Source organism: Streptococcus sp. 27098_8_91 (assembly GCF_041432385.1).
Lineage (GTDB): Bacteria > Bacillota > Bacilli > Lactobacillales > Streptococcaceae > Streptococcus.
Map to the genome: position 1 here is coordinate 103,851 of NZ_JAPVZN010000007.1, position 26,237 is coordinate 130,087.

Below are 26,237 nucleotides of genomic sequence, written 5' to 3' on the forward strand. Positions count from 1 at the left end.
CAAATGTACATTGATAAAATAAATAACAAGTTACTAAAATTTATATGCGTTCTTAAAACAACACAAAAACGCTCTAGTCATATTGTCTAGAGCGTTTCTCTATATATCCGAACATCTAATTTATTTCACAAAGAATGTAGTTTTTCGGTTAATTTTTATTGCAATACATCGAAATTTTAAAATTCAAGAATCGCGTTAAATCACGGTTTTTAAACATCTAATAATATGCTTTTCTTTTATTTTAAAGACTTTTTGCCCGACCTCATTTCATTGTGAGACTTGTTATCTACACTATTTGCCTTCTTCTTTTGTCAAGCAATAGGTGAGGCCCACTGATGAAATTGCTGACATAAGAATTCTCCTTTTAATTTTTTTCTATTTTTGTTTATCATATATTTTAATGTTTGTCTATCAGTCACACATTCGTAATACACATTTATACAAAAAAGCTTTTTGCTTTGGAAGCCTTTAATAATAACAGTTTACATTAATGATTATTTCCCATTTAATACTATTTTACTGTATGTACTAATTTCAAATATCTTTTTCATGCATTGTACCCTTTATTTATCACATCCTTAACTGTCTATAAAAATCAGCATTCATTTCTAACAATTCTTTAAAGGGAACTATTTTTCTATCTGCACCTGATGGAGTGTACTCCATTGACCAAATAAAAGGATAGGTCAAAACAACTTCATTTGATTCAAGCGATAAATCTAATGTGAACAAATCTGGTACTATCAGTTCTTGATAAAATGTGTCTAACTGATTTGTCGTCACCCAAAATAAAAAGTCCTTATAATCTATCTCCAAATCCTCCCATTCTAATGTATCGGGAGCGAAATATTCTATTGCATTTAATTTTTCAATATTTATTGCAAATAGACCACCCAAGATATCATAAGCTATCAAACAACGACTCGAGTTATAACATTTTGAAAACAATTCATTACAGTAGCTGAATCCATTCTCTGAATCATTCCCCAAGATTTTTAAATAACCATTCACAGTTACATAAGAAAAATGTTCTAAGATAAACTTCAGTTCTTGTGGTCTTTCTATACTATCCGTTAGTTTTTTGTTAAATTCAAGGAATTTAATATCATTAGAACTTTTATCAAATTCTGCAATAATCTTTTTCGTAGTTAACATTTTATTCGTCTACCCTATCCCATTCAATTTTTCACTCTTGCTTCATTTTTATTTATATGCACAACATTAAAGAAGCTCAATCGCAGATACTTCATTATCTAAATCAACAGATTCAAACTTCTCAGGATATTGCAGATAATCAATACATTTTTTAAAAACATGAAAAAACTCAGAGAAACAATGTTAAAATCATCAAAACATTTGATTTCTCTGAGATAAAATTTGCTGATTGTACTCGAAACCTAGATCGTTCTTATCTACGATACTGCTTCAAGAAACGGGTCATCTTTTCTTGGATTTGGGCTAACTCATCTACACGTGGCAGATAAACGATACGGAAGTGATCTGGCTCTTTCCAGTTAAAGCCTCGTCCGTGAACCAAAAGTACTTTTTCTTGCTTCAAGAAATCAAGAACAAACTGTTCATCATCATCGATACGATACATATTGCGATCAATTTTAGGGAAGATATAAAGACCCGCTTTAGGTTTAACCGCTGACAAACCAGGAATATCTTGAATGGCATTATAAATGAAATTTCTTTGCTCGTAGATACGACCACCTGGCAAGAGCAATTCGTCCACCGATTGGTGACCACCGAGTGAAGTTTGAACAACCTGTTGAGCCAAGACGTTGGAACAAAGGCGCATGTTTGAAAGCATGTTGAGACCTTCAATATAGCCCTTTACATGATGTTTAGGTCCAGACAAGACCATCCAACCCACACGGAAACCAGCGATACGGTGCGATTTAGACAGACCATTCATGCTAACACAGAAAAGGTCTGGAGCCAAACTAGCTACTGGTGTGTGGACATTGCCATCCATAACCATACGGTCGTAGATTTCATCTGCAAAGATAATCAAGTCATTTTGACGAGCAATCTCAATAATATCTAACAAGAGTTCTTTGGGATAGAGGGCTCCCGTTGGATTATTTGGATTGATTAAAACGATAGCCTTAGTATTTGAACTAATCTTAGACTTAATGTCATCTAGGTCTGGATACCATTCAGCTTCTTCATCACAGACGTAATGAACGGCATTTCCTCCAGCCAAGCTAACTGCAGCTGTCCAAAGTGGGTAGTCAGGCATTGGAACCAAGACTTCATCGCCATTGTCCAAGAGACCTTGCATGGACATAACAATTAGCTCACTAACACCATTTCCAAGATAGATATCATCAATACCTACATTTGGGAATTTTTTGAGCTGACAGTACTGCATAATAGCTTTGCGGGCTGAAAAGATACCTTTTGAATCTGAATAACCTTCACTATCACGCGCATTCATAATCAAATCATGGATAACCTCATCTGGTGCGGTAAAACCAAACTCAGCTGGGTTCCCTGTATTCAAACGGAGGATTTTTTCTCCATTTGCTCGCATACGCATGGCTTCCTCAAGAACTGGTCCACGAATATCATAAGCCACATGCTCTAATTTGATTGATTTGTTAAATTCTTTCATTTGAGTTCCTCAATTCATCAGGATAGTTAATATTATACCACTTGATAGAAAAATCGTAAATCGCCCACTACTATTCCACAAAAAAACCTTGCTTAACGCAAGGTAAACAGAGCAAGGTCGATTTCTTTCTATTTTTGGGAGAAGAAAGAGAAAAATATGCACCTCTAGTAAGACATACATCTAAATCTAAAGTCTCGCATATAAACTTCGAATCGAAAACGAAGGCATCGTTATGGATGATAGTTGCATGAACTCATGAATTTCTTCCTGTGTCCAGCAAAACGCAAAGAAAAAATAAGTCGACTCAACAAACAACATAGACGATGTCTGGGCTAATTCGAGTCTGTTTGTAAAGAATTTTACCATATCACTGACTTCTTTCCCTTGCCCTGTCACTTAGTATTATACACTAAAACTTTTGCATTTTCAAATAAGTACATATAAAAAGAACTCTTTTTAAAGCGTCACTTAAAAATTTATACTCAATGAAAATCAAAGAGCAAACTAGGAAGCTAGCCGCAGGTTGCTCAAAGCACGGCTTTGAGGTTGCAGATAAAGCTGACGTGGTTTGAAGAGATTTTCGAAGAGTATTAATTAAATATGATTCTGCTTTGGCAATAGAAAAGAGAGAACCATGTGATTCTCTCAGTTTTTACTTCTACAAATATCTAGAACGAAATTTAATTTCGCCAGATTATTTCGCAATTTCAGCCAACATTTTTTCAATGTGTTGGATTGATTTTTCACGTCCAAGCAAGTAGATGGTATCTGGCAATTCAGGACCATGCATCTCACCTGAAACAGCGATACGGATTGGCATGAAGAGATTCTTCCCTTTGATACCTGTTTCTTTTTGGACTGCTTTGATTTGTGGGAAGATATTTTCTACCACAAACTCGTCATCTGACATAGCTTCAAGCTTGGCTTTGAAGGCTTCAAGTACCGTTGGCACTGTTTCACCAGCCATGACTTCTCGTTCAGCTTCTGTCAATTCTGGGAAGTCTGAGAAGAAAAGGTCTGTCAATGGAACGATTTCGTCAACTGACTTCATTTGTGGTTTGTAGAGTTCCACCAATTTTTTAGCCTTGTCTGTCAAACGTCCTGCTTTTTCGAGGAATAGCTTAGCCATTTCAAAGATAGTCTCAAGGTCCGCATTCTTAATGTACTCATTGCTCATCCAGTCCATTTTCTTCTGGTCGAAGGCTGCTGGAGACTTGCTGAGGCGGTTTTCATCAAAGAGCTTAATGAGTTCTTCACGAGAGAAGATCTCGTCTTCTCCACCAGGGTTCCAGCCAAGAAGAGCGATAAAGTTAAAGACTGCTTCTGGCAGGTAGCCTTTCTTACGATAATCTTCGATGAACTGAAGGGTGTTGGTGTCACGTTTAGACAACTTCTTACCAGTTTCAGAGTTGATGATCAAGGTCATATGACCGAACTCTGGAGCTTCCCAACCAAGTGCCTCATAAACCATAAGTTGTTTTGGTGTATTAGCAATGTGGTCATCTCCACGAATAACATGAGAAATTTGCATATCGTGGTCATCGATCACAACGGCAAAGTTGTAAGTTGGGTAGCCATCTTTCTTTTGGATAACCCAGTCCCCACCGATATTGCCACCTTCAAATTCGATATCACCTTTGACCATATCATGCCACTTATAGATACCAGACTCATTAACTGCCAAACGAACAGTTGGGATAATACCTGCGGCTTCACGTTCTGCGATGTAAGCTGCTTTTTCTTCTTGGCTCATACCAAGGTATTCATTGATGTAGCGTGGTGTTTCGCCAGCTGCTTCTTGGCGTTCGCGTTCAGCTGCCAACTCTTCTTCTGTAACATAAGATTTGTAGGCTTTTCCTTCAGCTAGCAATTGGTCGATGTATTTTTGATACAAGTCCAAACGTTCAGACTGGCGGTAATTTTCATGTGTTTCTGGGCTTTCATCCCAATCCATGCCTAACCAGCGAAGGTTTTCAAGCTGTGAACGTTCTCCATCTTCGACGTGGCGCTTACGGTCAGTATCTTCGATACGGATAATAAAAGTTCCACCATGATGACGTGCATAAAGGTAGTTAAACAATGCTGTACGGGCATTACCGATGTGTAATAGTCCTGTTGGACTTGGTGCATAACGCACACGAATATCTTTTGACATATTTTCTCCTATAAAGTCTCTAGGCGTCTGCCTTTTTGCTCTCTATATTATATCACAAGTCGTGCCAGAGTCCAATTTCTCTTTTCGAGAAAAAGCAAAAAGAGTGGTAAAACCACCCTTTTTATATCCTATTATAGACGAGCGTTGAGTTCTTTACTCAATTCTTCAAATCCTGGTTTACCAAGAAGGGCAAACATGTTACGTTTGTAAGCTTCAACACCTGGTTGGTCAAATGGGTTGATGGCATTCAAGTAACCTGAAAGGGCGATAGCCAATTCGAAGAAGTAGATTGTGTAACCAAGAGTGAAGGCATCTTGCTCAGGAAGAGTTACGTACATGTTTGGTACGTCACCATCAGTGTGGGCAAGAAGAACACCGTCAGTCGCTTTTTTGTTTACGAAGTCAACGTCTTTTCCTTGGAGGTAGCCAAGTCCATCAAGATCTTCTTCCAAAGTAGGGATAATCACGTTCTTACGTGGTTTGTCCACACGGACAACTGTTTCAAACATGATACGAGTTCCTTCTTGGATAAATTGACCCAATGAGTGCAAGTCTGTTGAGAAGTTAGCTGAAGTTGGGTAAATTCCTTTTTGGTCTTTTCCTTCTGACTCACCAGCCAATTGTTTCCACCATTCTGAGAAGTATTGAAGTGATGGCTCGTAGTTTACCAAGATTTCAGTTGCATAACCTTTACGGTAAAGGATGTTACGCACTGCAGCATATTGGTAAGCTTCATTTTCAGAGATTTTATCTGAAGTGTAGTCTTTACGAGCTGCGTTAGCACCTTCCATAAGGGCTTTGATGTCTGCACCTGAGGCTGCGATTGGAAGCAATCCAACTGCTGTCAATACTGAGAAGCGTCCACCGATATCATCTGGAACAACAAATGTTTCCCAACCGTTAGCATCTGCTTCAACCTTAACAGCACCTTTTTGGCGGTCAGTTGTTGCGTAGATACGTTTGTTAGCTTCTTCTTGTCCGTATTTCTTAACCAAAAGTTCTTTGAAGACACGGAAAGCGATCGCTGGTTCAGTTGTTGTACCTGATTTAGAAATCACGTTTACTGAGAAATCTTTATCTGAAACGTACTCTACCAAGTCAGCAAGGTAAGTAGATGAAATTGAGTTTCCAGCGTAAAGGATTTGTGGAGCCTTACGTTCTTCTTTTGTTTGCAAGTTTGCAAAATGGTGGTTCAAGAAGTCAATTGCTGCTTTAGCACCAAGGTAAGATCCACCGATACCGATAACAACCAAAACATCGCTGTCTGATTTGATTTGCTCAGCAGCTTTCAAGATGCGGTCAAATTCTTCGCGGTCGTAGTTTTCAGGAAGGTCCAACCAACCCAAGAAGTCGCTACCAGCACCAGTTCCTTTACGGATCAATTCGTCTGCTGCTGTAACTTGTGCTTGCATGTATTCCACTTCATGTGGTGCAACAAATTTGTCTAATACTTTTGAATAATCAAATTTAATATGTGACATAGTATTCCTCCAAAATTTCTTCTTTTCTATCATAACGCTTACTAACAATTTTTTCAAGTTTTTATACTAAAAATTTCCAATTTTTATCACAATTCAAACGTTTGCGTAAAAATACAATTCTATAAAGATTCGTAAACTATGAATAAAAAAACGACTAAATTTCTAGTCGTTACAATTCATTCAATAAATACTCAAATAATTCTAAGTTGCCATCTTCTTCATTGACCAAGAATTCTGGATGCCACTGGAGACCAATAATACGGTGCTCATCAATGGATTCAATTGCTTCAACAGTTTGATCACGTGGATCCACAGCTGTCACACGGAAATTGGGTGCCAGATCTTTAATGCTCTGACGATGCACTGAATTAACCTGACTTTCTTTACCAAATAATCTAGACACTACACTGCCATCCACTGTCTCAATGGAATGTGAAGTCCCAAAAGGTAGGCCTTGCCAATGACCTTCAATATCCTGATTGAGTGTCCCACCAAAGGCAACGTTGACAAGCTGAACACCACGGCAAATGGCTAAGATTGGCTTGTTCTGACGCAAGGCTTCTTGTAGAAGAGCTAGCTCAAACTCGTCGCGAGTTAGGTTATAGTCCTCGCTATCAATTGTTTTTTCCTCACCATAAAACTGAGGATGAACATTTTGTCCCCCAGTCAAGATGAGTTTATCAATCATTTCTACATAGTCATGGACCACCGACTCATCACCAACCGGAATGACCAAAGGAAGTCCGCCAACCTGACGAATACTCTCAGCAAATTTACAAGAGACTGATGAATGAATATTTTTTCCTTCTGCGTCCACAGGACATAGGTTTGCCGCTACTCCAACAACTGTTCTTGCCATCACTGATTTCCTTTCCTTGTCCATTGATAATCTTATCTTATCATCCTTGCCCACTCCTGTCTAATATGTATTTTTTAAGTCCGTGATAAAATTTTTTTATCAGAAAAAGTTGCCCAAAATTAGGACAACTTTTTTGCTTATACTCAATGAAAATCAAAGAGCAAACTAGGAAGCTAGCCGCAGGTTGCTCAAAACACAGTTTTGAGGTTGTGGATAGAACTGACGAAGGCAGCTCAAAATACTATTTTGAGGTTGCAGATGGACGCTGACGTGGTTTGAAGAGATTTTCGAAGAGTATTATTCAAATACAAATTGATTGTGATACAGTTCGGAGTAAAAGCCTCCAAGCTTGAGTAATTCGTGATGATTTCCTTGTTCGATAACCTCACCATCCTTAAGAACAATAATCTGATCCGCATTGAGAATGGTTTTCAAGCGGTGAGCAATCACAAAACTAGTTCTTCCTGCTACAATTGCTTCCATGGCATTTTGAATCTTGCTTTCTGTTACAGTATCCACGTTTGATGTTGCCTCATCCAAGATTAAGACCTGTGGATCTGTCATCAAGGTACGAGCAATAGAAATCAACTGCTTCTGACCGGTTGAGAAGACGCTCTGGTCATCATTAATCAAAGTATCATACTTATCTGGCAGGCTTTCGATGTAGTCATGGATGTGTGTAGCCTTAGCTGCTGCTTCGACCATTTCCTGACTGGCATCTGGTACTCCAAATCGAATATTGTCACGAATAGTTCCGCTAAACAAAACAGAATCCTGTAGAACAATTCCCACCTTGCTTCGCAAACTGTCTAAATCAAACTCGCGAATATCTGTTCCATCAAAGCTGATACTACCTGCATCCACATCATAAAAACGATTGATTAAGTTCATGATGGTTGTTTTCCCTGACCCTGTCGGACCAACAACCGCAATCATCTTCCCTTTTGGCGCTGAAATGCTGACATCTTTCAAAATGGGTTTTCCTGGCAGGTAGGAAAAGTCTACCTTGCGAATCTCCACACCCTCTCGCAATTCTGTGAAAACTGGAGCATCTTGAGGACGAATTTCTTCTTCTGCATCAAACATTTCTTGGATACGTTCTGCACCTGTAAAGGCCAGTTGCAAACTTCCCCAGCTCGCCGCTAATTGGATAATGGGTTGGTAATATTGCTGAGAAAACTGGGTAAACATGACAATCAAACCCAGAGCAGTTGCTGTCTCGATATTCTGATCATTTAGTAAGACAGCTGAACCGACAAAAATAACAATAGCTGTGTTGACCAAGCTCATTCCGTTCATGACAGGAAAGAGAATTCCTGAAAACATTCTGCCCTTAAAGGCTGCTTTACGGACACGCTCGTTTTGCTCAACAAAACCTGCAATCACATCATCTTGAATACCTTGAACAATAACGGCTTTCTGACCCGAAATACTCTCATCCATATAAGCATTGAGCTTCCCAACTTCTTTCTGTTGGAGATTGGTATATTTTCTTGCCAATTTCAAAATGACAATCAACATAATAACAGCTATCGGAGTGCTAGCAATTGTAATCAAAGCAAGAGTGACATTTTTTACAAACATGACAATCAGCAAGCCAATAAAAAGGGCAATATTTGTCATGACAGACACTAAACTTTCGTTGAAAGCTTGGAGAATATTATCTAAATCACTGGTAAAACGTGACAGGATATCCCCATCTTGATGGCGGTCAAAGAAAGAAACCGTCAAGCGAGAAAGCTTGCCAAAAAGTCCCTTACGCATCTCATTTGTCGATTCGGCAATAATGCGGCTCATCAAGACCATATAGATAAGACTAGAAACTACTAAAACGATTAAAATATAGGCAAGATTGACCATGAGTCCTAGGAGACTTTGCCAAACCATATCTGGGTTACCATTTTGATAGGCTATAACCAAGTTAGCCAGCTCTGTGACTGTTTGACCTGCAAATACTGGAAAGAGGGCTTGGGCTACCGTTGCAATGATAATCATAGCAATGACAACGATAAAGGATGTCTTGTAAACTTTAAAATAGTTCCAAAAAAATTCAAATGTCTTCATCCTACTCCTCCTTTCCTTTTTGCGTTTCGTAAATTTCACGATAGACTGGGTTTGTTGCAACCAAGTCAGCATGTTTACCTTGACCAATCAAGCGACCTTGGTCAAGCACTAAAATTTTATCAGCATGCACAACAGAGCTAATCTTTTGTGCGATGATAATCGTAGTCGTCCCCTTCAAATCCTTGTTGAGGGCTTCTTGAACCAAACGTTCCGATTTGGCATCAAGTGCAGAGGTTGAATCATCAAAAATCAAGATACGAGGATTGCTGACAATCCCACGCGCAATAGACATTCGTTGCTTCTGTCCACCAGAAAAGTTAGTCCCACGTTCCTCAACTGGACTTTCAAAGGCCAAGTCCATACGACTAATAAATTCACTGGCCTGGGCGATGCGAGCCGCGCGTTCCATTTCTGAAACTGTCGCATCTCCCTTACCTTGTCTGAGATTATCTGCGATGGTTCCACTAAAGAGAATGGCTCTTTGTAGGACGATAGAAACCGTCTTACGAAGCGTCCCTTCACTAACTGTCCGAATGTCCTTTCCACCAATCTTGATCGAACCTTGCTGAGGATCAAATAATCGTGGAATCAACTGAGCCAAGGTTGATTTCCCTGCACCAGTTGCTCCGACAACCCCAACCATTTCACCAGCTGCGATATCGAAGGATACATCTTTTAGGATAGGTTCTGCATCATTTGGATAGGTGAAGGTCACATTTTCAAAACTGAGACTTCCTTCCAATTCTTCATCTTCCACATCCTTGAAGGTCATAGCCGGTTCTGTATCCAGGATTTCACGAATACGACGGAAGGAAATCATGGCACGAGTGACTGAATTCCCCAAAAATCCAACCATGACGATGGTAAAGATAATCTGACTCAGATAGTTCACAAAGGAAGCAATGGAACCAACTACCGATGGATCTGACTCTGCCATACCGGCTACAAGCCAGATTGAGAGAAAAACAGCCCCGTAAGAAATCAACATCATTGCAGGTTGCATAACAGAAAAGGCATAACCGATATAAAGGTTTTCTCCCAACAATTCATCTGACACCTGCGTAAATTTATCAAACTGATCTTTTTCTCGGACAAAAGACTTAACCACACGCACACCACGCAAATTTTCTTTAGCAATGGCATTGATACGCTCTAGTAAGGTCTGGAATTTTGCAAAGCGTGGTCCCACAACTCCCATCATAAAACCCATTATGACAACAATCAGAACGACCATGAGAACTAGCACCCACCATAGAGAAGGTAGGGTGACAACTGCTAGAATAAAGGAACCGATAAACAAAAGTGGTAGTCGAAAGAGAATTTGGAAGGTCATCATGACTACGTTTTGAATCTGGTTGATGTCATTGGTCATACGAACAACAAGGTTCCCTGCGTTAAATTCCTCAATATTAGCGTATGAAAAAGTTTGAATCTTACGAAAGGCATCTTCACGCAAGTCAGACGAAACTCCTTGAGCAATGTAAGCTGCTAACACAACATTGATGCCACCTGCAATCAAACCAATCAAGGCAACAAGAATCAACCAAAATCCGATAGTATAAATAGCTTCATTATCACCCGTTAGCAGTGCCTCTAAAACCTCCTGCAAATAACGTGGTTGCAAGAGTGAACTCGTTACCATTAGACCTGTCATGACCAAGGAAGCCAGTGCCTGCCATTTATAAGTTTTTATTTTCTGAAACAGCATATTTCCCCCTTCTAAGATAGACAAAAGGGAACGACAACTCTGTCAGTCCCTTCTTATGCTTTCATGTTGATGCTATTCTAACAAAAAAGAATGCTATTGTCAAAGCACTCAGCTCTCGCAAGCTTATGCAAGCACGACATTAGCATTCTATCAATCCTTTAAAAATTCTTCTAAATTTAGTGCTGAATTTTATTGTTCTGAACTAGCTTGCTCGTCTAATTGAGCTCGTCCAATTTCACGGTAGCTACGGTCCCCAACAATCTTGACTGAGAACTGACCATCTTCGTACTCTAGAATCGTCACACTTCCGTTATCCAGACCATGTGGATGCATGCCGTTAATGAGGTAAACAATAGTTCCAATTGTCATTCCATGACTGACAACGAGAGCACTTCCTCCACCATTGGCTTCCATTTCCTTGGCAATGGCTTCAAAACCTTCCCAGATGCGATCACTTAGTTTTTCCCAGCCTTCAGCCCAGCCTGCAGTATCCACTTCTACCAAGCCTTCAGCTAGTTCCGCATAGGACAAACGATGCACATGATCGACATTAAAGATACGAGGAATGATGCCCATAAATAGGTCCCCATCATAAGCACCATCAAAGCTACCAAAGCACCACTCACGGATTCTCTTATCCATACGATAAGGAATTTGCCCTGTTAAACCAAGTTCCTCAAGGATAATTCCCATAGTCTGAATGGTCCGCCCTGAGTCACTCGAGTAAGCACGCTCAAACTTTAAGCCAGACTCACGCAGGCCAATTCCCAATTCATGAATACCTCGCTCTCCCTCAGCTGTTAGGGGAGTATCACTCCAGCCTTGAGCACGCCCAATCGTATTAAACATTGTTTTCCCATGACGCACTAGATACAATTTTACACTTGCCATTTTCCGTCCTCCATATGTATCTATTATAGCATGATTTCAAGCAAAAACCTCGTCCAAACTACTCTGTGCCGTTCTTTGAAGGTGCTAATTTGGAAGACATAGCCATCTCTTTTTTAACCTGTTCTTCTTTTTTCTCCTCACTTCCTTCTTTAGACTTTTTTTCTGTTTTCTTCGTTTTGTCGTCGGTCTTTTTCAAAGGTGGAAAACGAAATTCAAATTGATTTTTTTCTGTAGAAATAGTCGTTGTGAAGAATTTTTCGTCATTTCGATAAGTTGACTTCCCTACATTAAAGGACTGCTCTCCATTTTCAGAAGTAGCTTTTTCATAGGTTCTCTTAGCCATAGCATAAGCCACCAGTTTCTCTTTATTTAAGACATAATCCTGATGATAAGCTACTTGCCGGTTCAGATAAAATTGCAACAGAAGACTAAAAATTCCAGCAATAGTGATAGCGTATAGGAGAACTCCTGCTCTAACTTTTTTCTTTTTCAACACGATAGATAAACTCCCTCTCTAGTCCCTTTTCAAACTGAAAATTGAAATAGACATTTTGCCCTTTTTGGTAAATATGAGCTGATTTCAGACCGTAGACCATGGGTTGATAACCACGTCCACTAGCATCTGTTTTCCGGAAATCATTTGACTTTGATTTACCCATGGAAATGGGCTTCCCTTCCTGTTTGAGGTAAAGCCTATCATTCTCCACTTTTTCAAATTGGGCTCGATTCAGCTCTGCTTCTAGCTGATCTACAAATAAAAGCCATTCTTTTTGCTCACTTCTCTGCTGATAGCGAACTTCTGAAATCAAGAGTCGGCTCATAGATTGAAAAAGAAGCAAGCTACCACTAATAACGATAAGGGCAACCAAGGATTCTAACAGTGTAAAAGCTCTGACCCTACTTGTCTTGAATCGCCAGTAATTTCTCCGTTCCATGGTGTACCTCCAAACCTTGCTCATTCGAGACAACATGAACCGTAAGGCCATTGACGGTCAACTGCTTTTGTCCAGTCTGCAAAGCCATACGAGCCACTCGCAAAACTTCTTCCTGTTTTAGAAGCTCTGCTTCTCTTTTTCTACTTTCTTGAATCTGCCCCAGCAAGAGGGTTGCAATACTGGCAAAAATGGCTAGTGAAATCACTGCTTCCAGTAAAATAACCGCCTTAATTTTTTGCTTCTTAAATACGTTTAATCTTTCCATTTCCTAGATATAGTTGGTAGCGAACCACTTCTTTCCTTGTTTGAAATCTGATGCTAACCAGATATGAACTACCTCCAGCCTTATCAAATGTTATTGACTGATGTGACTGAAGCTGAATCCCTTTAGGAATGGCTAACTTTTGATAGCCATTACTAATACTCCTCTCTTCTAATATTAAATTCATCTTTTGTTGACTAGCCAGACTTCGTTTCTGGGTTTCTCGATAAAGTTCCTCAAACTCCATAAAGAAAATTTGTTCTTCCACAGTTGCAAAAGTGGATTGAACTGAACTTGACAAACCCAAAGCCAAAATGCTGACTATCCCTAAAACCAATAGACTTTCTAGCATGGTAAAAGCCCTAATCCGCAACTGTTTGACTTGTCTTTTGTTTATCATGATACTCTTTGTAAGCTTTTGCTTGCTCAGCAGTGATACGTCCATCTGCCTGTAATTTGCTTAGACTAGCATCTTCATTTTTATCCAGACTATACAGTTCTGCTTGACTTTCTACCACCTTGACGACAGCTGCTTTACCCTTGTCATTCACTGCATCCTTTTGCTTAGTAAGATTTGGCACAAACAGTAAGAGTAGAATACTAATGATGAGCAATACGACCAACATTTCTACAAGAGTGAAAGCTTTTGCCTTCGCTTCTTTTAATTTCATCAACATTTTTTTCATCTAAAAATTAACCTCCATATTTTGATACATGGGCAGCAACATAGCTGCATACAATAAAACGATTAGCAGGGCTACAAAAATAAAGACCAGTGGTTGAACAAGGTTCATGGTCCGATTGACTCGGGTAAAGAAGGATTCCCAGGTTTTTTCCGCATAGATTTCCAATTCGCTCCCCAGTTTGGATTTGACCTCTCCGTATTCAATGATTAAACCCAACTCTCTTCTAAAGAAAGGATAATGTTGCACAACTTTCGAAAATTCATGCCCATTTTGCAAGGCTTGATCTAAATCTTGTCCTATTTCCCTAAAAAGAGGATTTCCTTGCTCCTGCATCATCTGGAAAATCTGTGATAGCTCCAGACCTTGACCAATCATATTACCCCATTCTCGAGCATAATAGGCAGTTAGATAATACTGAATAAACACACCTAGAAAGGGGATTCTAGCTAGAAAAGAAAATACTTGTATCTTCCTAGATTTTCTGTAGAATATCAGTCCTGTTAAAGATACTAGACCTAGCAATAGAGTAATACCAAGAAAAATCTGTGGCAGGTTACTAATCACTAAGGTAGCTATGTTGCTACTATCCAGTTGAGGCAAGAGATAATTACGCAAACCCATCATAATGAGCAGTAAGAAAACTAACAAAATGACTGGATAGGTCGCAACTTCGATTAACTTCTTCTTGACCTTAGCTAGATTATCCAAATATTCTTCAATTTTCCCCAAACTCAAATGGAGATTTCCATGAACTTCAGCCAATGAAAGTTGCGTGACAATCGCACTCGAGAAACCTAAATGACCCATCATTCCCGAAAAAGACTTTCCCTGCGCAAGTCCTAGACGCATCTGCGATACATAGTCCTTTTCCAACAAGAGACTTCTATCTAGAAAGGAAATGATTTCTACCAGGTGAAAACCACTAGAAAATAAATTGTTAAAGAGAGTGATGATTTTCTTCTGCTTACTGGTAGCTAATTTTCTCCGTTTCAGCTTGAAGGGCAGTGATATGTCCTTCTTTAAGAAGCTGGTCAATTTGTCCATTCCACTTTTCTGCCTGGTGTTCTTGATAATTTCCATTTGCAACGTCAATGATTCCTCCTCCTCCGATTAGTCTCTGGTAACAAACACCTTGTAAAACAACTGCAAGTTCATCTTCACTGACACCAAGTTCTAAGAGGCGCTCATAAACCCCACGAACACTCTTGGCATGGATTGTCGAGAATACCGTGGCACCTGTCAGACTAGCTCGTACAACGGCACGGGCTGTTTCACTATCTCGAATTTCTCCAATGATTAAAAGATCTGGACGATGTCGTAGGGAAAGTTTTATCAAGTTTTCATAGCTCAGTCCGATAGCTTCATTGAGCTGTAATTGCAGCATCTCTTCCTGCTTAATTTCTACTGGATCTTCAATGGACATGACCTGCCGACCCTTAAACAATGACTTGGCTAATTCATGCATCAAAGTAGTTTTACCACTTCCTACAGGTCCTGCAAATAGATAAAGGCCGCGTTGCCTAAAGCCCTTTTCCAGTTCCTTAAGGTCTTGAAACCAGAAGCGCAACTCTTGTTCTTGATCATGCAAAAGCCGGATAACTAGACTCTCATGACCACGATAATCTCCTACCGTCGATAAACGTAGTGAAGAACGCTTACCATCATGCTGATAATCACAGGAACCAAGCTGACTACGGCGTTTTTCTCCAACGTTCATCCCCGCAATAAACTTAAAATGACTAATGACGGCCCCCAACTTTTCAAAGTCATAGGTGCTAATCAAATGTCTCTCATCTCCAACTCGCATATGTAGCTCGTAAATCTTTTCTTTAGGAATAAAATAGATGTCCTGGGCTCCCTGTTTTTTGGCCAGTGTAATCAATTCTTGTGCAAGTATTTGTACCATATCTTCCTCCTCATTCTTACTATTCGAAGAAAATATAAAAAAGAAGAAACAACTTCATTAAAAAATTGTTTCTTCTTTTTTTATGCGACAAGTACGGTGGATTTCTAAACCAGTCTGCTTTTCGTAACCAGGTCTAAATTTTTCATCAGGAATGACTTGACCATCTTCCAACAAAGCCAAGGAATGATATTGCTGAAGAAATTCATCGCATTCTTCACACCAGCGTTTATCTTCTGGATCCCAAAAAATAGTCATCAAGTCTCCCCTACTTTTGTAAAGAGGAATCTCCTTTTCTAACTCAAACCAACAAGACTTATAATATTTCAAGGCGTCATAATAGTTATCAAATTTTTTGCTCGCAATGACGTCGTCTTCCCAGCCTTCTATAAACCACCACGGTTCAAAATCTCCGTACATTTTTATAACTCGATACATAGATTAACTTCCTTTGTACCGTATATTATAGCGAAATTTTGAGAACAATGAAAGAATTTTGCTCATTTTCACGAATTATATAACATTTTCAAAAAATCCAGCTATTCTAAAACGAATAACTGGATTTAAAAACAAGATTAACCTTCTGAAATATCGTTTTCAATGATCACTTTAATTGCATGATGATCGGCGGCCTTACTAAATACTTCATAGGCCTTTTCTATTTCACTAAGTTTGAAATAATGAGTTACCAATTTTTCAGGTTCAATTTTATGACTTTCTAAGGCTTTCAAAAGCTGAGGAGTTGTATTGGTAGAAACCAACCCAGTAGTAACATTAATGTTACGAATCCAAAGAGTGTCCAAATCAAACTGAACTGGTTTACCATGCACACCACAGTTGGCTACTGTTCCACCTACACCGATAATCTTTTGACAGAGATCAAACGTTGCAGGAATTCCTACCGCCTCAATAGCGACATCTACACCTCGACCATCTGTCAAATCATAAATTTCTTGTATTGCTTTTTCAGGGTCTGAAGAATTAATCTTATGAGTAGCACCGAAAGAAACTGCAGTATCCAAACGGTTATCGTCTAGGTCCACCATAATCAATTTAGCTGGTGAATAGAATTGTGCCGTCAAAAGAGCTGCCAACCCAACTGGCCCTGAACCAACGATAGCTACACTACAGCCAGGCTCAACTTTCCCTTTTAAGACACCAATTTCATAGCCAGTTGGCAAGATATCAGATAACATAACTAAGGCTTCATCAGACAAGTCAGATGGAGTATGATAAAGAGTATTATCAGCATGAGGCACACGAAGATATTCTGCTTGCATACCGTCAATCAAATGTCCAAAAATCCATCCACCTTCGTCTTCACAGTGAGCATAGATTCCTTTTTTACAATAGTAACACTTGCCACATGCACAAACGCAAGAAATTAAAACCTTATCACCCTTTTTGAAGTTTGAAACTCCTGCTCCAACTTCCTCTACAATACCAATTCCTTCATGTCCTAAGATAGTTCCACTCTTACAAGCAGGAACATCGCCTTTAATAATATGAAGGTCTGTACCACAAATAGTAGTCTTAACGATACGCACAATAGCATCTGTTGGATTGCGAATAATCGGTTTGTCAACATCAACAAATGAAGCAAGTCCTGGTTTAACATAAGTATAGGCTTTCATAAAGCTTACCTCCGTTTTTTTATTTGTATTGTTTATATCATGATTGTAAGCCTTTTCAAACAGAAAATCAAGTAATATGTGAAAAAAATAACAAAATTATTAAAAAAGTAGAAACTAAAGTCGTTTCTACTTTTTAGATTATGCTTGATAACGTTTTTCACCATCAAGGTAAGTTGCTACCAATTCCAAATCCTTATCAAGAACGATAAAGTCAGCATCGTAGCCTTCACGGATTTGTCCACAGACGTCATCGATATGAACTGATTTAGCTGGATTCAGACTAGCCATCATGACTGCTTCATGAGAATTTGCAATTCCCCATTCAACTACATTTTTGAGACCATCTTTTAGTTTGAGAATGGAACCTGCCAAGTTACCTGTAGATTTAAGGCGAGCAGTCCCATTTGCAACTACAACTGGAAATTCACCTAACATATAATCGCCATCTTGCAAACCACCTGCTGTCATACAGTCGGTAATAAGAGCAATATTTTCAGTTCCTTTTTGTTTAAGAAGAATTTCGCAAGCCTTAGGATCCACGTGATGACCATCACAAATCAATTCTGCATAAGTGTGTGGTAACTCATACATAGCACCAACCATACCAAGTTCGCGGTGTGTTAAGCCACGCATTCCATTATAGGCATGAACCCAAACACTAGCCCCGGCATCAACAGCTTTTTTAGCTTCATCAAATGTAGCATTAGAGTGACCCAGAGCAACAGTTACACCTTCACCAGTAATAGTACGTACAAAGTCCTCAACCCCATCACGTTCAGGTGCAAGAGCAATTTTATTAAGAAGACCATTAGCAGCCTTCTGCCAAGCGCGGAACTCATCCATACGTGGATCTTTCATGTAAGCAGGGTTTTGAGCTCCTTTAAATTCCTCAGTAAAGTATGGCCCTTCAAAATAGATACCACGAATCTTAGCACCAGATGCTTCTTGATAGCGTGCACCAATGTTTTCAGTAACAGCCAGCAATTGTTCGTATGATGAAGTTAGTGTAGTTGGTAGGAAACTAGTAACACCTGTGCTAAGAAGACCTTCACTCATCGTATGAAGAGTTCCTTCAATATTATTATCCATGACATCCACACCACCAAAACCATGAATGTGGGTGTCAACGAGACCAGGTGCAATGCTGTAACCAGAGTAGTCTAAAATTTCTGCATCATCCGAAATCTCTTCAACATGCTTACCAAACTTGCCATCAATAAGTTCTAAATAACCTCCACGACGAATACCATGTGGATAGAAAAATTGATCAGCTTTAATATACTTAGGCATAATGATAACCCCCTTAAGAAATAATCTACTATTTATTATGTCAATTACATTATAAACCTTTCAAAACAATTTGTAAATGGTATAGACCTTTTTTAGTGAAATTTTAATAAATTATTCAACAAAAAAACAAGGTCCGAAAACCTTGTCTTTCATACTATACCGGCGGCCGGGGTCGAACCGGCACGTCCTTGCGGACACTGGATTTTGAGTCTAATATTATTAGTTTTAAATCTCAGAAATATTGATTTTATAAGCTTTTTTTCCATAATATTTTTTAAAACTTAGTATCACTTCCAAAGTTTAGATACTTTTTAGTAACTATAAAATGCTAGAAAGTATACTCCTTATTAAAAAGAGTTTTGGACTAGTTTTGTGCAATTTTATTACCCATATCCGTAATAAGAGAGGCTAAATTAATTGTCTTTAATGATTGTAGAAATTGGTTGTGAATATCATTAGACACATAACCAGCTAGCAAAATATGCTCAGCCATGTCATATTGCTTAATCAAGAGAATCTTATCATGTTTTTCATTAAATAAAATCGCACTAATTGCTGTATTAAAGACTGGAAAACGAAAACTCGCACATTGTGAACAATAAGGAATATCTCCCTCATCTTTTAAAAATTTTTTCTCCAAAGGATGCCCACATTCGGGACAACAAGTCATTGTTTTGTCAAATATAGAAGCCTCTTTTTTAAAGTTCTTAAAAGTAATTTTACCAGTAAAATCGAGACCACGCAAGACATTGAAATAAATCAAGACTTTATTTAAAATTTATCTTATGATATACTAAACTTATCAGCTATTGGTTCTGAAAAAGTGTCTGCCACAGTTTTACTACAAATTCTCATGACTTGTGCCAAGATTTATAAAAAACGGATAGCTATAATAGCTCTTAGAGCAAAAACATGACATATAGGAGGTTAAAGACATGTCATACTTTTATCTTTTTATCGCCATTGTAGGAGAGATATTGGGAACTAACCTTTTGAAATTATCAGACGGTTTTACAAAGCCTATTCCAACCGTTTCTGCCCTACTTAGCTATGGCGTTTGTTTCTATTTCTTATCACTAGCAATGCAAAAAATTCCTGTAGGAATAGCTTATGCAACATGGTCAGCTGTCGGTTTAGTTTTGATAGCCTCTATCGCAGTAATGATTTTCAAAGAAACACTAAATGTTTATAGCATTATCGGTTTAATTTTGATTATCATTGGTGTTGTCATGGTTAACTTATTAGGAAATGCAGGACATTAATAAAACCGGCTCTATACTATTTGTAGTGGGTAAATCCCCTATGGATATTATGGAGCCTATTTTGTTGTAGAAAAAAAGTTCCATAAGAACTATAATGAAAAGCTAGAATTCTGTCAATATTTTGGACACATTTTGGGAGGGAATTTTGAAGACTAGCGTCCTCCTAATTTTCCCAATAAGTTTTAACTTCTTCAAAAATCTTATTCAAAAGTTCTGCATCTTTTTCTGACAACTGATTTTTTTCTATAACTCTATCTTTTAGTTCTGTTGCCTTTATTTTATTTCTTGCCACCGAAACTGCTATTGAATGTTTCAAAATATCAAACTCATCCTTTGAAAAGTTTGCAATATTGGTAAGATCTAATTGTTCTAGAGGTAAACTACTGATAATTGAATAAGGTTTTTGTCCCAGCAAATAATCTGTAGTAGTCCCAAAGATATTTGCCAATTTCACAACGAATTCTAATCCTGGTTCTAACGTTCCATTCTCCCACCGAGAATATGTCCCTTGTTGAACTCCAATTAATTCCGATATTTGTACTTGAGTTAACTTTTTTGATTTTCTGAGAGTTTTTAACCTCTCTGAAAATTTATAATCCTCTGTATACATAATTCTCCTATAGATATTCTTATTCGTATATTTTAGCTTGACAAAATATTCCAAACGGTATAAAATAGAATTATTCCATAAGGAATATTTATTTTGAGATTGAATATTCCATTGAGAATATTATAGCATAAAAGGAGGTAAAAGCGTATGTAACTAGTAGTCGATTTAAAAAATTTTAATAAAGGAGGTAAGATTCGACAAAATAAAAAATCTTGAAACAAATGTGCCGTTCGTTCCAAGATCAAAACATATTATGTAACAATTATACCACAGAAAACTCTTCAGTTGCACAAGAAAATTTCGGAGGTTTCACAAAAAGATGACCAATAAAGAGTTAGTCAATCAAATTTCTGGCCTAAACTCTACCTCTACTCTTAAAAATTGGATTCAACTGATTAAAGAGATAAGTGGCAAGGAATTTAAGAAAATTAAAGTTCCTATCAGTAGAAATCCCAGAACTCATCAATTAAGTTATACAGTTGCCTATGATTTTACAGACGAAGACCTTAGACAATTTCAAAAGTTAGCTAAACTAAAACTTGAAATAGGTCTAAAAGAGGCTATACAAGCCGTATTTGGGAGTCTAGCAGACAATGAGCATGAATCCCTAAACCAAGTAATAGATGAGCTCTACGATGAACTGAGCGCCTTAAAACAGGAATTTAAGCGAGAAATGCGACTGATAAAAATTGAGAATTCCAACCTAAAAAAGAAAATCCAAGATATTGAAGAGTCGATGCAAACCGGCTTACTAGGGTTTGTTAACGAGAGGTCAAAAAATAGGTTCGGCTAATAGCGAGTTTTCGGCTGAGCCATGAGGCAGAAAGCCGAAAATGAGCGTAGATGCGGACGGACCATTTTTGACCGATAGGGTGTGTAGTAACACCACCCTCTGCAAGTTAGGTGTACCATCGAAAGAATTCAGTATTTCCAAGGGTTTCAGAGATTTTAAGGGTGACAAAATTAGGCAAAAAGTTGAATCAAAATCTATGGCAAAAAATGAACATTTACGTTCTGTATTTGACTGGATTCAAATTCAGTTTGATAAGACTGAATTTTCGCCAAGAGAAATAATCGAAGACATTCTATTTCTTGACTATGACCTATTTATTGAGAATAAAGGGAGCCTTAAATACTATAACTATGATAGCCAGCTTCATTATGGGAATATCCGTATCTACTATGGAGCGAAAGAGTCGTCCTACATGCTTGTCATGTCAGGACAGGCACTCGAGTTCTATAGAGATATGGTATTAGATCCAAATAGTCTGTCCGAAAGACAGTTTCTGAACAACCTCTACTACAATTACAATCAATTTTCAGTAAGACGAATTGATATTGCAATAGATGATTTTAATGAAACACCCTATTTCACTCCTAATCAGCTTCTAAAGATTTGTCAGAAGAAACGCTTTATATATGGAAAAAGCACCTACTACAATACCTACGGAGATGAAACAATCGGTCAGACCTTATATTTGAGAAAACCCAATGATGATGAAAGACTTAGAATTTACGATAAACGCTTAGAAAGAGCTGAGAAGCTCGGTATCAGCAAGCGGTATATAGAAAATTGGATAAGAACTGAGTTAGAACTTAGGAAAGAAAAAGCTCACTACTTCATTCAAGAATGGTTGCATTCAGAAATAGATCTTCTCAACTTTACCAAGGGATATCTCAAAGAAAAAGTGAGATTCTATAGTGATAGCCATTTCTCAAAACCTTTGAGATCTTGGGAAAAGTTTTTAGGTCACTCAAAACCTGTCTCTATCATTATTTCAAAACCAAAAACAGAACTGGAACAAAAATTAGAATGGTTTACCTATAAAGGTTCAGGAGCTATTCTAAAAGCGTATAAATTTCTATACGACAATAACTTACTGCATGAGTATGAGAAAGCTAACTATCTCGCACTCAACAATATGGAATATCCACCAGATTTAGCAAGTGGATTAATAGAAAGGGCAATTCTCTTTAAAAGAGAGGATTTGATCCCCACAATCAAAGAAAATATTAAAAGGAGAAATTAACTATGGCAAAAATGCTTTCACAAAATGACTGGAATTTTAATAACATTGGAACAAAATTTGAATTGGATGAAGTCATTCCAAAATTTGAAACGGAAGTCCGAGCAGATGCAAACGGAGAAATTATCAAAAACCGAGATGGTAGCGAAAGACGTTTTAATACCGATAAAATCATTGGTTGGAAATACAATGTAACAATCAAGGATGGACAATTCAAAAAGAAATCAACCCAAGTCTCAGTAGACAATCCAGATGCCTTGGTTGATAATGACTATATCCAAGCAATGGATGAAGTACCAGTTACATTTGACAATTTACAAGCTACTATGATTAGCACGACAATGTATTACAAGGCTGATGCTATCCATTTAGTAGATGTAAAACAAAAATAAGTAAAATACAAGGGGAGTTAATCCTCCCCTTAGTTAATCTAATTAGAAAAGGAGATCACATGATTAAAACTGTAACAAAAGATGACCTTATCGAACTTGGATTTGCTCCAGGAACTGCAAGAAAGATTATCCATACCGGCAAATTACTATTAGTGAATCGTGGTTTTAACATCTACGATAACAAAAGGATTGGTACAATTCCAGCCAGTGTCGCAGAAGAACTATTAGGAATTGAACTCCAGAAAGAAGCGTAGCTTATGGCTTTACGTAAAAGTAGAGACGGAACTTGGATTGTTGATGTTTCCAATGGTATAAATCCAATATCTCTAAAACAACGTAGAATTGTAAGAAAAGGATTCAAAACTAAAAAAGAAGCATTGGAGGCCGAACAATACTTACGAAGTGTCGAACTTAAAGAAAAAAGTTTCAACTCAAAAATATCAATTGATATCCTTTATGATCTCTTAAAAGAAGAGGATAGAATAAACAACAGAAAACAAAGCTATATAGATACACAAGAAAACAACTATAACAGGCATATAAAAAACTATTTTGAAAAAGTTGATGATGTAGCTAAATTAACTTATGAAGATATCTATCAATTCAGAGAACATCTAAGAGATAAAAATACTCAAAACTCAGAAAAGAAGCTAAGTCCAAACACTATTAATAAAATTATAATTTTACTAAAGAAAATTCTGGATGTTGGATTAAGAAAAGGATTTTACAAGGAACATCCCGTAGGATTACTGAAAAAATTACCCATAGAAAAAGTAAAATTAAATTTCTGGACAGTAAAAGAATTTAAGCATTTCTTAACACTATTTAGCAACGATGAATACAATATAAAATTACTATTCACAGTTCTATTTTTTACTGGTCTAAGACTCGGAGAAGCTCTTGCTCTAACGTGGAAGGACATAGAGTTTTCTACAAATACAATCCATGTAAGTAAATCAATATACGTTAAAAAAGGTGAAGAACACATTAGTAGTACAAAGACAAAAGCTGGAACCCGAAGAATCATCATGAACACCAAACTAGTGGAGACACTAGAAGAATGGAGGCAAACACAGCATGAAAGATTAAAAGAATTTACAACCAACCTAGATGATCTACAGATATTTCAAAATAGCCCGATTACGATAACTAAGGATTCAATCGAAAAACAATATAAAAAAATATTACAAAGAGATAGTTCTTTAAAAAAAATAAGAATTCATGACTTCAGGCATTCACATGCTTCCCTACTAATAAACCAAGGAGAAGATTATCTTGTCGTAAAAGAAAGATTAGGACATGCTTCTATAACTACAACAATAGATACATACTCTCATTTGTATCCAAGCAAGCAACAAAAATTAGCGGATAAATTAGATGATTTGTTATAAAACTAGTAATTTTAAGTAACTCAGCGTTACAAATTCAACAAATAAAAGAAAAAGACAAGGTCCGAAAACCTTGTCTTTAATACTATACCGGCGGCCGGGGTCGAACCGGCACGTCCTTGCGGACACTGGATTTTGAGTCCAGCGCGTCTGCCAATTCCGCCACGCCGGCAAATAGTAACTGGGGTAGCTGGATTCGAACCAACGCATGAGGGAGTCAAAGTCCCTTGCCTTACCGCTTGGCTATACCCCAATAATATAAAATAGGCGAGTGATGGGGATCGAACCCACGCATGCCAGAGCCACAATCTGGTGTGTTAACCACTTCACCACACCCGCCATAATTTTAAAACACGGGCAGTAGGAATTGAACCCACACTGAAGGTTTTGGAGACCTTAGTTCTACCTTTAAACTATGCCCGTAGTTAAGGTTATGGAAGGGGAGGGATTCGAACCCCCGAACCCGAAGGAGCGGATTTACAGTCCGCCGCGTTTAGCCTCTTCGCTACCCTTCCAAAATATTTAAATGGCGCGAGACGGAATCGAACCGCCGACACATGGAGCTTCAATCCATTGCTCTACCAACTGAGCTACCGAGCCTTATTGCGGGAGCAGGATTTGAACCTACGACCTTCGGGTTATGAGCCCGACGAGCTACCGAGCTGCTCCATCCCGCGTTAATAATAAAGGAGGATGTGGGATTCGAACCCACGCACGCTTTTACACGCCTGACGGTTTTCAAGACCGTTCCCTTCAGCCGGACTTGGGTAATCCTCCAATAAATAGTCCGTACGGGATTCGAACCCGTGTTACCGCCGTGAAAAGGCGGTGTCTTAACCCCTTGACCAACGGACCATATTTCAATGGGCACGAGTGGACTCGAACCACCGACCTCACGCTTATCAGGCGTGCGCTCTAACCACCTGAGCTACGCGCCCAAGTTAAACAACTTGGTAAATGAACTATATGTTCAAAGCGGGTGACGAGAATCGAACTCGCGACAACAGCTTGGAAGGCTGTAGTTTTACCACTAAACTACACCCGCTAAAATGGGAGTTAACGGGATCGAACCGCTGACCCTCTGCTTGTAAGGCAGATGCTCTCCCAGCTGAGCTAAACTCCCTTTAGCTAAGCGACTTCCTTATCTCACAGGGGGCAACCCCCAACTACTTCCGGCGTTCTAGGGCTTAACTTCTGTGTTCGGCATGGGTACAGGTGTATCTCCTAGGCTATCGTCACTTAACTTTGAGTAATACCTACTCAAAATTGAATATCTATCAAATTCCAAGAAAACCTTCACACTTCGTATTCTCAGTTACTTTGGATAAGTCCTCGAGCTATTAGTATTAGTCCGCTACATGTGTCGCCACACTTCCACTTCTAACCTATCTACCTGATCATCTCTCAGGGCTCTTACTGATATAAAATCATGGGAAATCTCATCTTGAGGTGGGTTTCACACTTAGATGCTTTCAGCGTTTATCCCTTCCCTACATAGCTACCCAGCGATGCCTTTGGCAAGACAACTGGTACACCAGCGGTAAGTCCACTCTGGTCCTCTCGTACTAGGAGCAGATCCTCTCAAATTTCCTACGCCCGCGACGGATAGGGACCGAACTGTCTCACGACGTTCTGAACCCAGCTCGCGTGCCGCTTTAATGGGCGAACAGCCCAACCCTTGGGACCGACTACAGCCCCAGGATGCGACGAGCCGACATCGAGGTGCCAAACCTCCCCGTCGATGTGAACTCTTGGGGGAGATAAGCCTGTTATCCCCAGGGTAGCTTTTATCCGTTGAGCGATGGCCCTTCCATACGGAACCACCGGATCACTAAGCCCGACTTTCGTCCCTGCTCGAGTTGTAGCTCTCGCAGTCAAGCTCCCTTATACCTTTACACTCTGCGAATGATTTCCAACCATTCTGAGGGAACCTTTGGGCGCCTCCGTTACCTTTTAGGAGGCGACCGCCCCAGTCAAACTGCCCGTCAGACACTGTCTCCGATAGGGATCACCTATCTGGGTTAGAGTGGCCATAACACAAGGGTAGTATCCCAACAGCGTCTCCTT

General features: G+C 38.7%; 26 protein-coding genes, 12 tRNA genes and 2 rRNA genes. 6 read left to right on the forward strand and 34 right to left on the reverse strand.

The window, feature by feature from the left end; all coding sequences use genetic code 11:
• Positions 1–570 precede the first annotated feature (570 nt).
• The 19 genes from O3611_RS07490 to O3611_RS07580 all read right to left on the reverse strand — a co-directional run bounded on the left by O3611_RS07490 (position 571) and on the right by O3611_RS07580 (position 19,131).
• Positions 571–1,155, reverse strand: coding sequence for a DUF2625 family protein (locus tag O3611_RS07490; RefSeq protein WP_315640449.1), 585 nt, complete (start codon positions 1,153–1,155; stop codon positions 571–573).
• 253 nt (positions 1,156–1,408) lie between these two features.
• Positions 1,409–2,623: a pyridoxal phosphate-dependent aminotransferase gene (locus O3611_RS07495; RefSeq protein WP_045762715.1), complete on the reverse strand. Its 1,215-nt coding sequence runs from the start codon at positions 2,621–2,623 to the stop codon at positions 1,409–1,411.
• A 694-nt stretch (positions 2,624–3,317) separates the two neighbouring features.
• Positions 3,318–4,778 (reverse strand): glutamate--tRNA ligase, encoded by a 1,461-nt coding sequence (gene gltX, locus O3611_RS07500; RefSeq protein ID WP_371608240.1) that lies wholly within the window; start codon positions 4,776–4,778, stop codon positions 3,318–3,320.
• Positions 4,779–4,909: 131 nt separating this feature from the next.
• On the reverse strand, positions 4,910–6,259 hold the full coding sequence (locus O3611_RS07505) for a glucose-6-phosphate isomerase (RefSeq protein WP_006155638.1): 1,350 nt from the start codon (positions 6,257–6,259) through the stop codon (positions 4,910–4,912).
• A gap of 169 nt (positions 6,260–6,428) precedes the next feature.
• Positions 6,429–7,118, reverse strand: a complete 690-nt coding sequence (locus tag O3611_RS07510; protein ID WP_371608241.1) for a gamma-glutamyl-gamma-aminobutyrate hydrolase family protein — start codon at positions 7,116–7,118, stop codon at positions 6,429–6,431.
• 297 nt (positions 7,119–7,415) lie between these two features.
• Positions 7,416–9,182, reverse strand: a complete 1,767-nt coding sequence (locus tag O3611_RS07515) for an ABC transporter ATP-binding protein (RefSeq protein WP_371608242.1) — start codon at positions 9,180–9,182, stop codon at positions 7,416–7,418.
• A gap of 1 nt (position 9,183) precedes the next feature.
• Positions 9,184–10,890 (reverse strand): ABC transporter ATP-binding protein, encoded by a 1,707-nt coding sequence (locus tag O3611_RS07520; RefSeq protein ID WP_371608243.1) that lies wholly within the window; start codon positions 10,888–10,890, stop codon positions 9,184–9,186.
• Between the two features lie 189 nt (positions 10,891–11,079).
• On the reverse strand, positions 11,080–11,781 hold the full coding sequence (locus tag O3611_RS07525; RefSeq protein WP_315640440.1) for a histidine phosphatase family protein: 702 nt from the start codon (positions 11,779–11,781) through the stop codon (positions 11,080–11,082).
• A 58-nt stretch (positions 11,782–11,839) separates the two neighbouring features.
• Positions 11,840–12,277, reverse strand: coding sequence for a competence type IV pilus minor pilin ComGG (gene comGG, locus O3611_RS07530; RefSeq protein ID WP_371608244.1), 438 nt, complete (start codon positions 12,275–12,277; stop codon positions 11,840–11,842).
• Positions 12,255–12,716, reverse strand: a complete 462-nt coding sequence (gene comGF / locus O3611_RS07535; protein ID WP_371608245.1) for a competence type IV pilus minor pilin ComGF — start codon at positions 12,714–12,716, stop codon at positions 12,255–12,257. The genes comGG and comGF overlap by 23 nt, the downstream gene beginning before the upstream one ends.
• Complete coding sequence (gene comGE / locus O3611_RS07540; RefSeq protein WP_371608246.1) at positions 12,679–12,981, reverse strand: competence type IV pilus minor pilin ComGE; 303 nt, start codon at positions 12,979–12,981, stop codon at positions 12,679–12,681. The genes comGF and comGE overlap by 38 nt, the downstream gene beginning before the upstream one ends.
• Positions 12,959–13,378: a competence type IV pilus minor pilin ComGD gene (comGD, locus tag O3611_RS07545; protein ID WP_371608247.1), complete on the reverse strand. Its 420-nt coding sequence runs from the start codon at positions 13,376–13,378 to the stop codon at positions 12,959–12,961. Before comGD ends, comGE begins: the two co-directional genes overlap by 23 nt.
• Positions 13,341–13,664 (reverse strand): competence type IV pilus major pilin ComGC, encoded by a 324-nt coding sequence (comGC, locus tag O3611_RS07550; RefSeq protein ID WP_075231870.1) that lies wholly within the window; start codon positions 13,662–13,664, stop codon positions 13,341–13,343. Before comGC ends, comGD begins: the two co-directional genes overlap by 38 nt.
• On the reverse strand, positions 13,665–14,708 hold the full coding sequence (comGB, locus tag O3611_RS07555) for a competence type IV pilus assembly protein ComGB (RefSeq protein ID WP_075231869.1): 1,044 nt from the start codon (positions 14,706–14,708) through the stop codon (positions 13,665–13,667).
• Positions 14,629–15,570: a competence type IV pilus ATPase ComGA gene (comGA, locus tag O3611_RS07560; RefSeq protein ID WP_075231868.1), complete on the reverse strand. Its 942-nt coding sequence runs from the start codon at positions 15,568–15,570 to the stop codon at positions 14,629–14,631. Before comGA ends, comGB begins: the two co-directional genes overlap by 80 nt.
• Before the next feature lie 57 nt (positions 15,571–15,627).
• Complete coding sequence (locus O3611_RS07565) at positions 15,628–16,005, reverse strand: DUF1033 family protein (RefSeq protein ID WP_075231867.1); 378 nt, start codon at positions 16,003–16,005, stop codon at positions 15,628–15,630.
• Positions 16,006–16,142: 137 nt separating this feature from the next.
• A complete protein-coding gene (locus O3611_RS07570; protein WP_075231866.1) occupies positions 16,143–17,201 on the reverse strand; it encodes a zinc-dependent alcohol dehydrogenase family protein in 1,059 nt (352 codons plus the stop codon).
• Between the two features lie 138 nt (positions 17,202–17,339).
• Entirely contained in the window at positions 17,340–18,491 is a 1,152-nt protein-coding gene (gene nagA / locus O3611_RS07575; RefSeq protein ID WP_049548224.1) for an N-acetylglucosamine-6-phosphate deacetylase, read from the reverse strand.
• Between the two features lie 364 nt (positions 18,492–18,855).
• Positions 18,856–19,131, reverse strand: a complete 276-nt coding sequence (locus O3611_RS07580) for an NAD(+) diphosphatase (RefSeq protein WP_237738360.1) — start codon at positions 19,129–19,131, stop codon at positions 18,856–18,858.
• 295 nt (positions 19,132–19,426) lie between these two features.
• On the opposite strand from O3611_RS07580, the gene O3611_RS07585 reads away from it, so the two are divergent.
• Complete coding sequence (locus O3611_RS07585) at positions 19,427–19,753, forward strand: multidrug efflux SMR transporter (protein WP_049518302.1); 327 nt, start codon at positions 19,427–19,429, stop codon at positions 19,751–19,753.
• Positions 19,754–19,916: 163 nt separating this feature from the next.
• Here O3611_RS07585 and O3611_RS07590 read toward each other — a convergent pair whose 3' ends face one another.
• Positions 19,917–20,363, reverse strand: a complete 447-nt coding sequence (locus tag O3611_RS07590) for a helix-turn-helix transcriptional regulator (protein ID WP_000287814.1) — start codon at positions 20,361–20,363, stop codon at positions 19,917–19,919.
• Positions 20,364–20,682: 319 nt separating this feature from the next.
• On the opposite strand from O3611_RS07590, the gene O3611_RS07595 reads away from it, so the two are divergent.
• The 5 genes from O3611_RS07595 to O3611_RS07615 are packed head-to-tail and all read left to right on the forward strand — an operon-like array spanning position 20,683 to position 24,173.
• Positions 20,683–21,156, forward strand: coding sequence for a hypothetical protein (locus tag O3611_RS07595; RefSeq protein WP_075227842.1), 474 nt, complete (start codon positions 20,683–20,685; stop codon positions 21,154–21,156).
• A gap of 40 nt (positions 21,157–21,196) precedes the next feature.
• Positions 21,197–22,393 (forward strand): replication initiation factor domain-containing protein, encoded by a 1,197-nt coding sequence (locus O3611_RS07600; RefSeq protein ID WP_371608248.1) that lies wholly within the window; start codon positions 21,197–21,199, stop codon positions 22,391–22,393.
• Positions 22,394–22,395: 2 nt separating this feature from the next.
• Positions 22,396–22,782: a hypothetical protein gene (locus O3611_RS07605; protein WP_001096843.1), complete on the forward strand. Its 387-nt coding sequence runs from the start codon at positions 22,396–22,398 to the stop codon at positions 22,780–22,782.
• A 59-nt stretch (positions 22,783–22,841) separates the two neighbouring features.
• A complete protein-coding gene (locus tag O3611_RS07610; RefSeq protein WP_000598356.1) occupies positions 22,842–23,036 on the forward strand; it encodes a DUF3173 domain-containing protein in 195 nt (64 codons plus the stop codon).
• A 3-nt stretch (positions 23,037–23,039) separates the two neighbouring features.
• Positions 23,040–24,173 carry a site-specific integrase gene (locus O3611_RS07615; protein ID WP_009732034.1) on the forward strand — a complete coding sequence of 378 codons (1,134 nt, stop codon included), beginning with the start codon at positions 23,040–23,042 and terminating at the stop codon, positions 24,171–24,173.
• 85 nt (positions 24,174–24,258) lie between these two features.
• Here the strand turns inward: O3611_RS07615 and O3611_RS07620 are convergent.
• The 14 genes from O3611_RS07620 to O3611_RS07685 form a co-directional block, all read right to left on the reverse strand.
• Positions 24,259–24,342 (reverse strand) — tRNA-Leu (locus O3611_RS07620).
• Between the two features lie 9 nt (positions 24,343–24,351).
• Positions 24,352–24,423: transfer RNA gene (locus tag O3611_RS07625), tRNA-Gln, on the reverse strand.
• A 13-nt stretch (positions 24,424–24,436) separates the two neighbouring features.
• Positions 24,437–24,509 (reverse strand) — tRNA-His (locus O3611_RS07630).
• 13 nt (positions 24,510–24,522) lie between these two features.
• A tRNA-Trp gene (locus O3611_RS07635) sits at positions 24,523–24,593 on the reverse strand.
• 11 nt (positions 24,594–24,604) lie between these two features.
• Positions 24,605–24,685 (reverse strand) — tRNA-Tyr (locus O3611_RS07640).
• A gap of 12 nt (positions 24,686–24,697) precedes the next feature.
• Positions 24,698–24,770 (reverse strand) — tRNA-Phe (locus tag O3611_RS07645).
• Positions 24,771–24,773: 3 nt separating this feature from the next.
• A tRNA-Met gene (locus O3611_RS07650) sits at positions 24,774–24,847 on the reverse strand.
• 10 nt (positions 24,848–24,857) lie between these two features.
• Positions 24,858–24,947 (reverse strand) — tRNA-Ser (locus tag O3611_RS07655).
• Between the two features lie 6 nt (positions 24,948–24,953).
• Positions 24,954–25,025: transfer RNA gene (locus tag O3611_RS07660), tRNA-Glu, on the reverse strand.
• 9 nt (positions 25,026–25,034) lie between these two features.
• Positions 25,035–25,108 (reverse strand) — tRNA-Ile (locus O3611_RS07665).
• Positions 25,109–25,144: 36 nt separating this feature from the next.
• Positions 25,145–25,215, reverse strand: a tRNA-Gly gene (locus O3611_RS07670).
• A gap of 5 nt (positions 25,216–25,220) precedes the next feature.
• Positions 25,221–25,293, reverse strand: a tRNA-Val gene (locus O3611_RS07675).
• A gap of 4 nt (positions 25,294–25,297) precedes the next feature.
• Positions 25,298–25,413: ribosomal RNA gene (gene rrf / locus O3611_RS07680) — 5S ribosomal RNA — on the reverse strand.
• 77 nt (positions 25,414–25,490) lie between these two features.
• Positions 25,491–26,237, reverse strand: a 23S ribosomal RNA gene (locus O3611_RS07685); the annotation flags it as partial.

Coding starts and splice junctions, on each gene's coding strand:
- O3611_RS07610 (WP_000598356.1), top strand. CDS start 22,842: ATGATTAAAACTGTAACAAAAGATGACCTTATCGAACTTGGATTTGCT.
- comGC (WP_075231870.1), bottom strand. CDS start 13,664: ATGAAAAAAATGTTGATGAAATTAAAAGAAGCGAAGGCAAAAGCTTTC.
- O3611_RS07490 (WP_315640449.1), bottom strand. CDS start 1,155: ATGTTAACTACGAAAAAGATTATTGCAGAATTTGATAAAAGTTCTAAT.
- O3611_RS07600 (WP_371608248.1), top strand. CDS start 21,197: ATGAGCGTAGATGCGGACGGACCATTTTTGACCGATAGGGTGTGTAGT.
- O3611_RS07515 (WP_371608242.1), bottom strand. CDS start 9,182: ATGAAGACATTTGAATTTTTTTGGAACTATTTTAAAGTTTACAAGACA.
- O3611_RS07570 (WP_075231866.1), bottom strand. CDS start 17,201: ATGAAAGCCTATACTTATGTTAAACCAGGACTTGCTTCATTTGTTGAT.
- O3611_RS07510 (WP_371608241.1), bottom strand. CDS start 7,118: ATGGCAAGAACAGTTGTTGGAGTAGCGGCAAACCTATGTCCTGTGGAC.
- comGD (WP_371608247.1), bottom strand. CDS start 13,378: ATGATAAACAAAAGACAAGTCAAACAGTTGCGGATTAGGGCTTTTACC.
- O3611_RS07520 (WP_371608243.1), bottom strand. CDS start 10,890: ATGCTGTTTCAGAAAATAAAAACTTATAAATGGCAGGCACTGGCTTCC.
- nagA (WP_049548224.1), bottom strand. CDS start 18,491: ATGCCTAAGTATATTAAAGCTGATCAATTTTTCTATCCACATGGTATT.
- O3611_RS07505 (WP_006155638.1), bottom strand. CDS start 6,259: ATGTCACATATTAAATTTGATTATTCAAAAGTATTAGACAAATTTGTT.
- comGE (WP_371608246.1), bottom strand. CDS start 12,981: ATGGAAAGATTAAACGTATTTAAGAAGCAAAAAATTAAGGCGGTTATT.
- comGF (WP_371608245.1), bottom strand. CDS start 12,716: ATGGAACGGAGAAATTACTGGCGATTCAAGACAAGTAGGGTCAGAGCT.
- O3611_RS07615 (WP_009732034.1), top strand. CDS start 23,040: ATGGCTTTACGTAAAAGTAGAGACGGAACTTGGATTGTTGATGTTTCC.
- O3611_RS07565 (WP_075231867.1), bottom strand. CDS start 16,005: ATGTATCGAGTTATAAAAATGTACGGAGATTTTGAACCGTGGTGGTTT.
- comGB (WP_075231869.1), bottom strand. CDS start 14,708: ATGGACAAATTGACCAGCTTCTTAAAGAAGGACATATCACTGCCCTTC.
- comGA (WP_075231868.1), bottom strand. CDS start 15,570: ATGGTACAAATACTTGCACAAGAATTGATTACACTGGCCAAAAAACAG.
- O3611_RS07595 (WP_075227842.1), top strand. CDS start 20,683: ATGACCAATAAAGAGTTAGTCAATCAAATTTCTGGCCTAAACTCTACC.
- O3611_RS07605 (WP_001096843.1), top strand. CDS start 22,396: ATGGCAAAAATGCTTTCACAAAATGACTGGAATTTTAATAACATTGGA.
- O3611_RS07525 (WP_315640440.1), bottom strand. CDS start 11,781: ATGGCAAGTGTAAAATTGTATCTAGTGCGTCATGGGAAAACAATGTTT.
- gltX (WP_371608240.1), bottom strand. CDS start 4,778: ATGTCAAAAGATATTCGTGTGCGTTATGCACCAAGTCCAACAGGACTA.
- O3611_RS07495 (WP_045762715.1), bottom strand. CDS start 2,623: ATGAAAGAATTTAACAAATCAATCAAATTAGAGCATGTGGCTTATGAT.
- O3611_RS07590 (WP_000287814.1), bottom strand. CDS start 20,363: ATGTATACAGAGGATTATAAATTTTCAGAGAGGTTAAAAACTCTCAGA.
- O3611_RS07585 (WP_049518302.1), top strand. CDS start 19,427: ATGTCATACTTTTATCTTTTTATCGCCATTGTAGGAGAGATATTGGGA.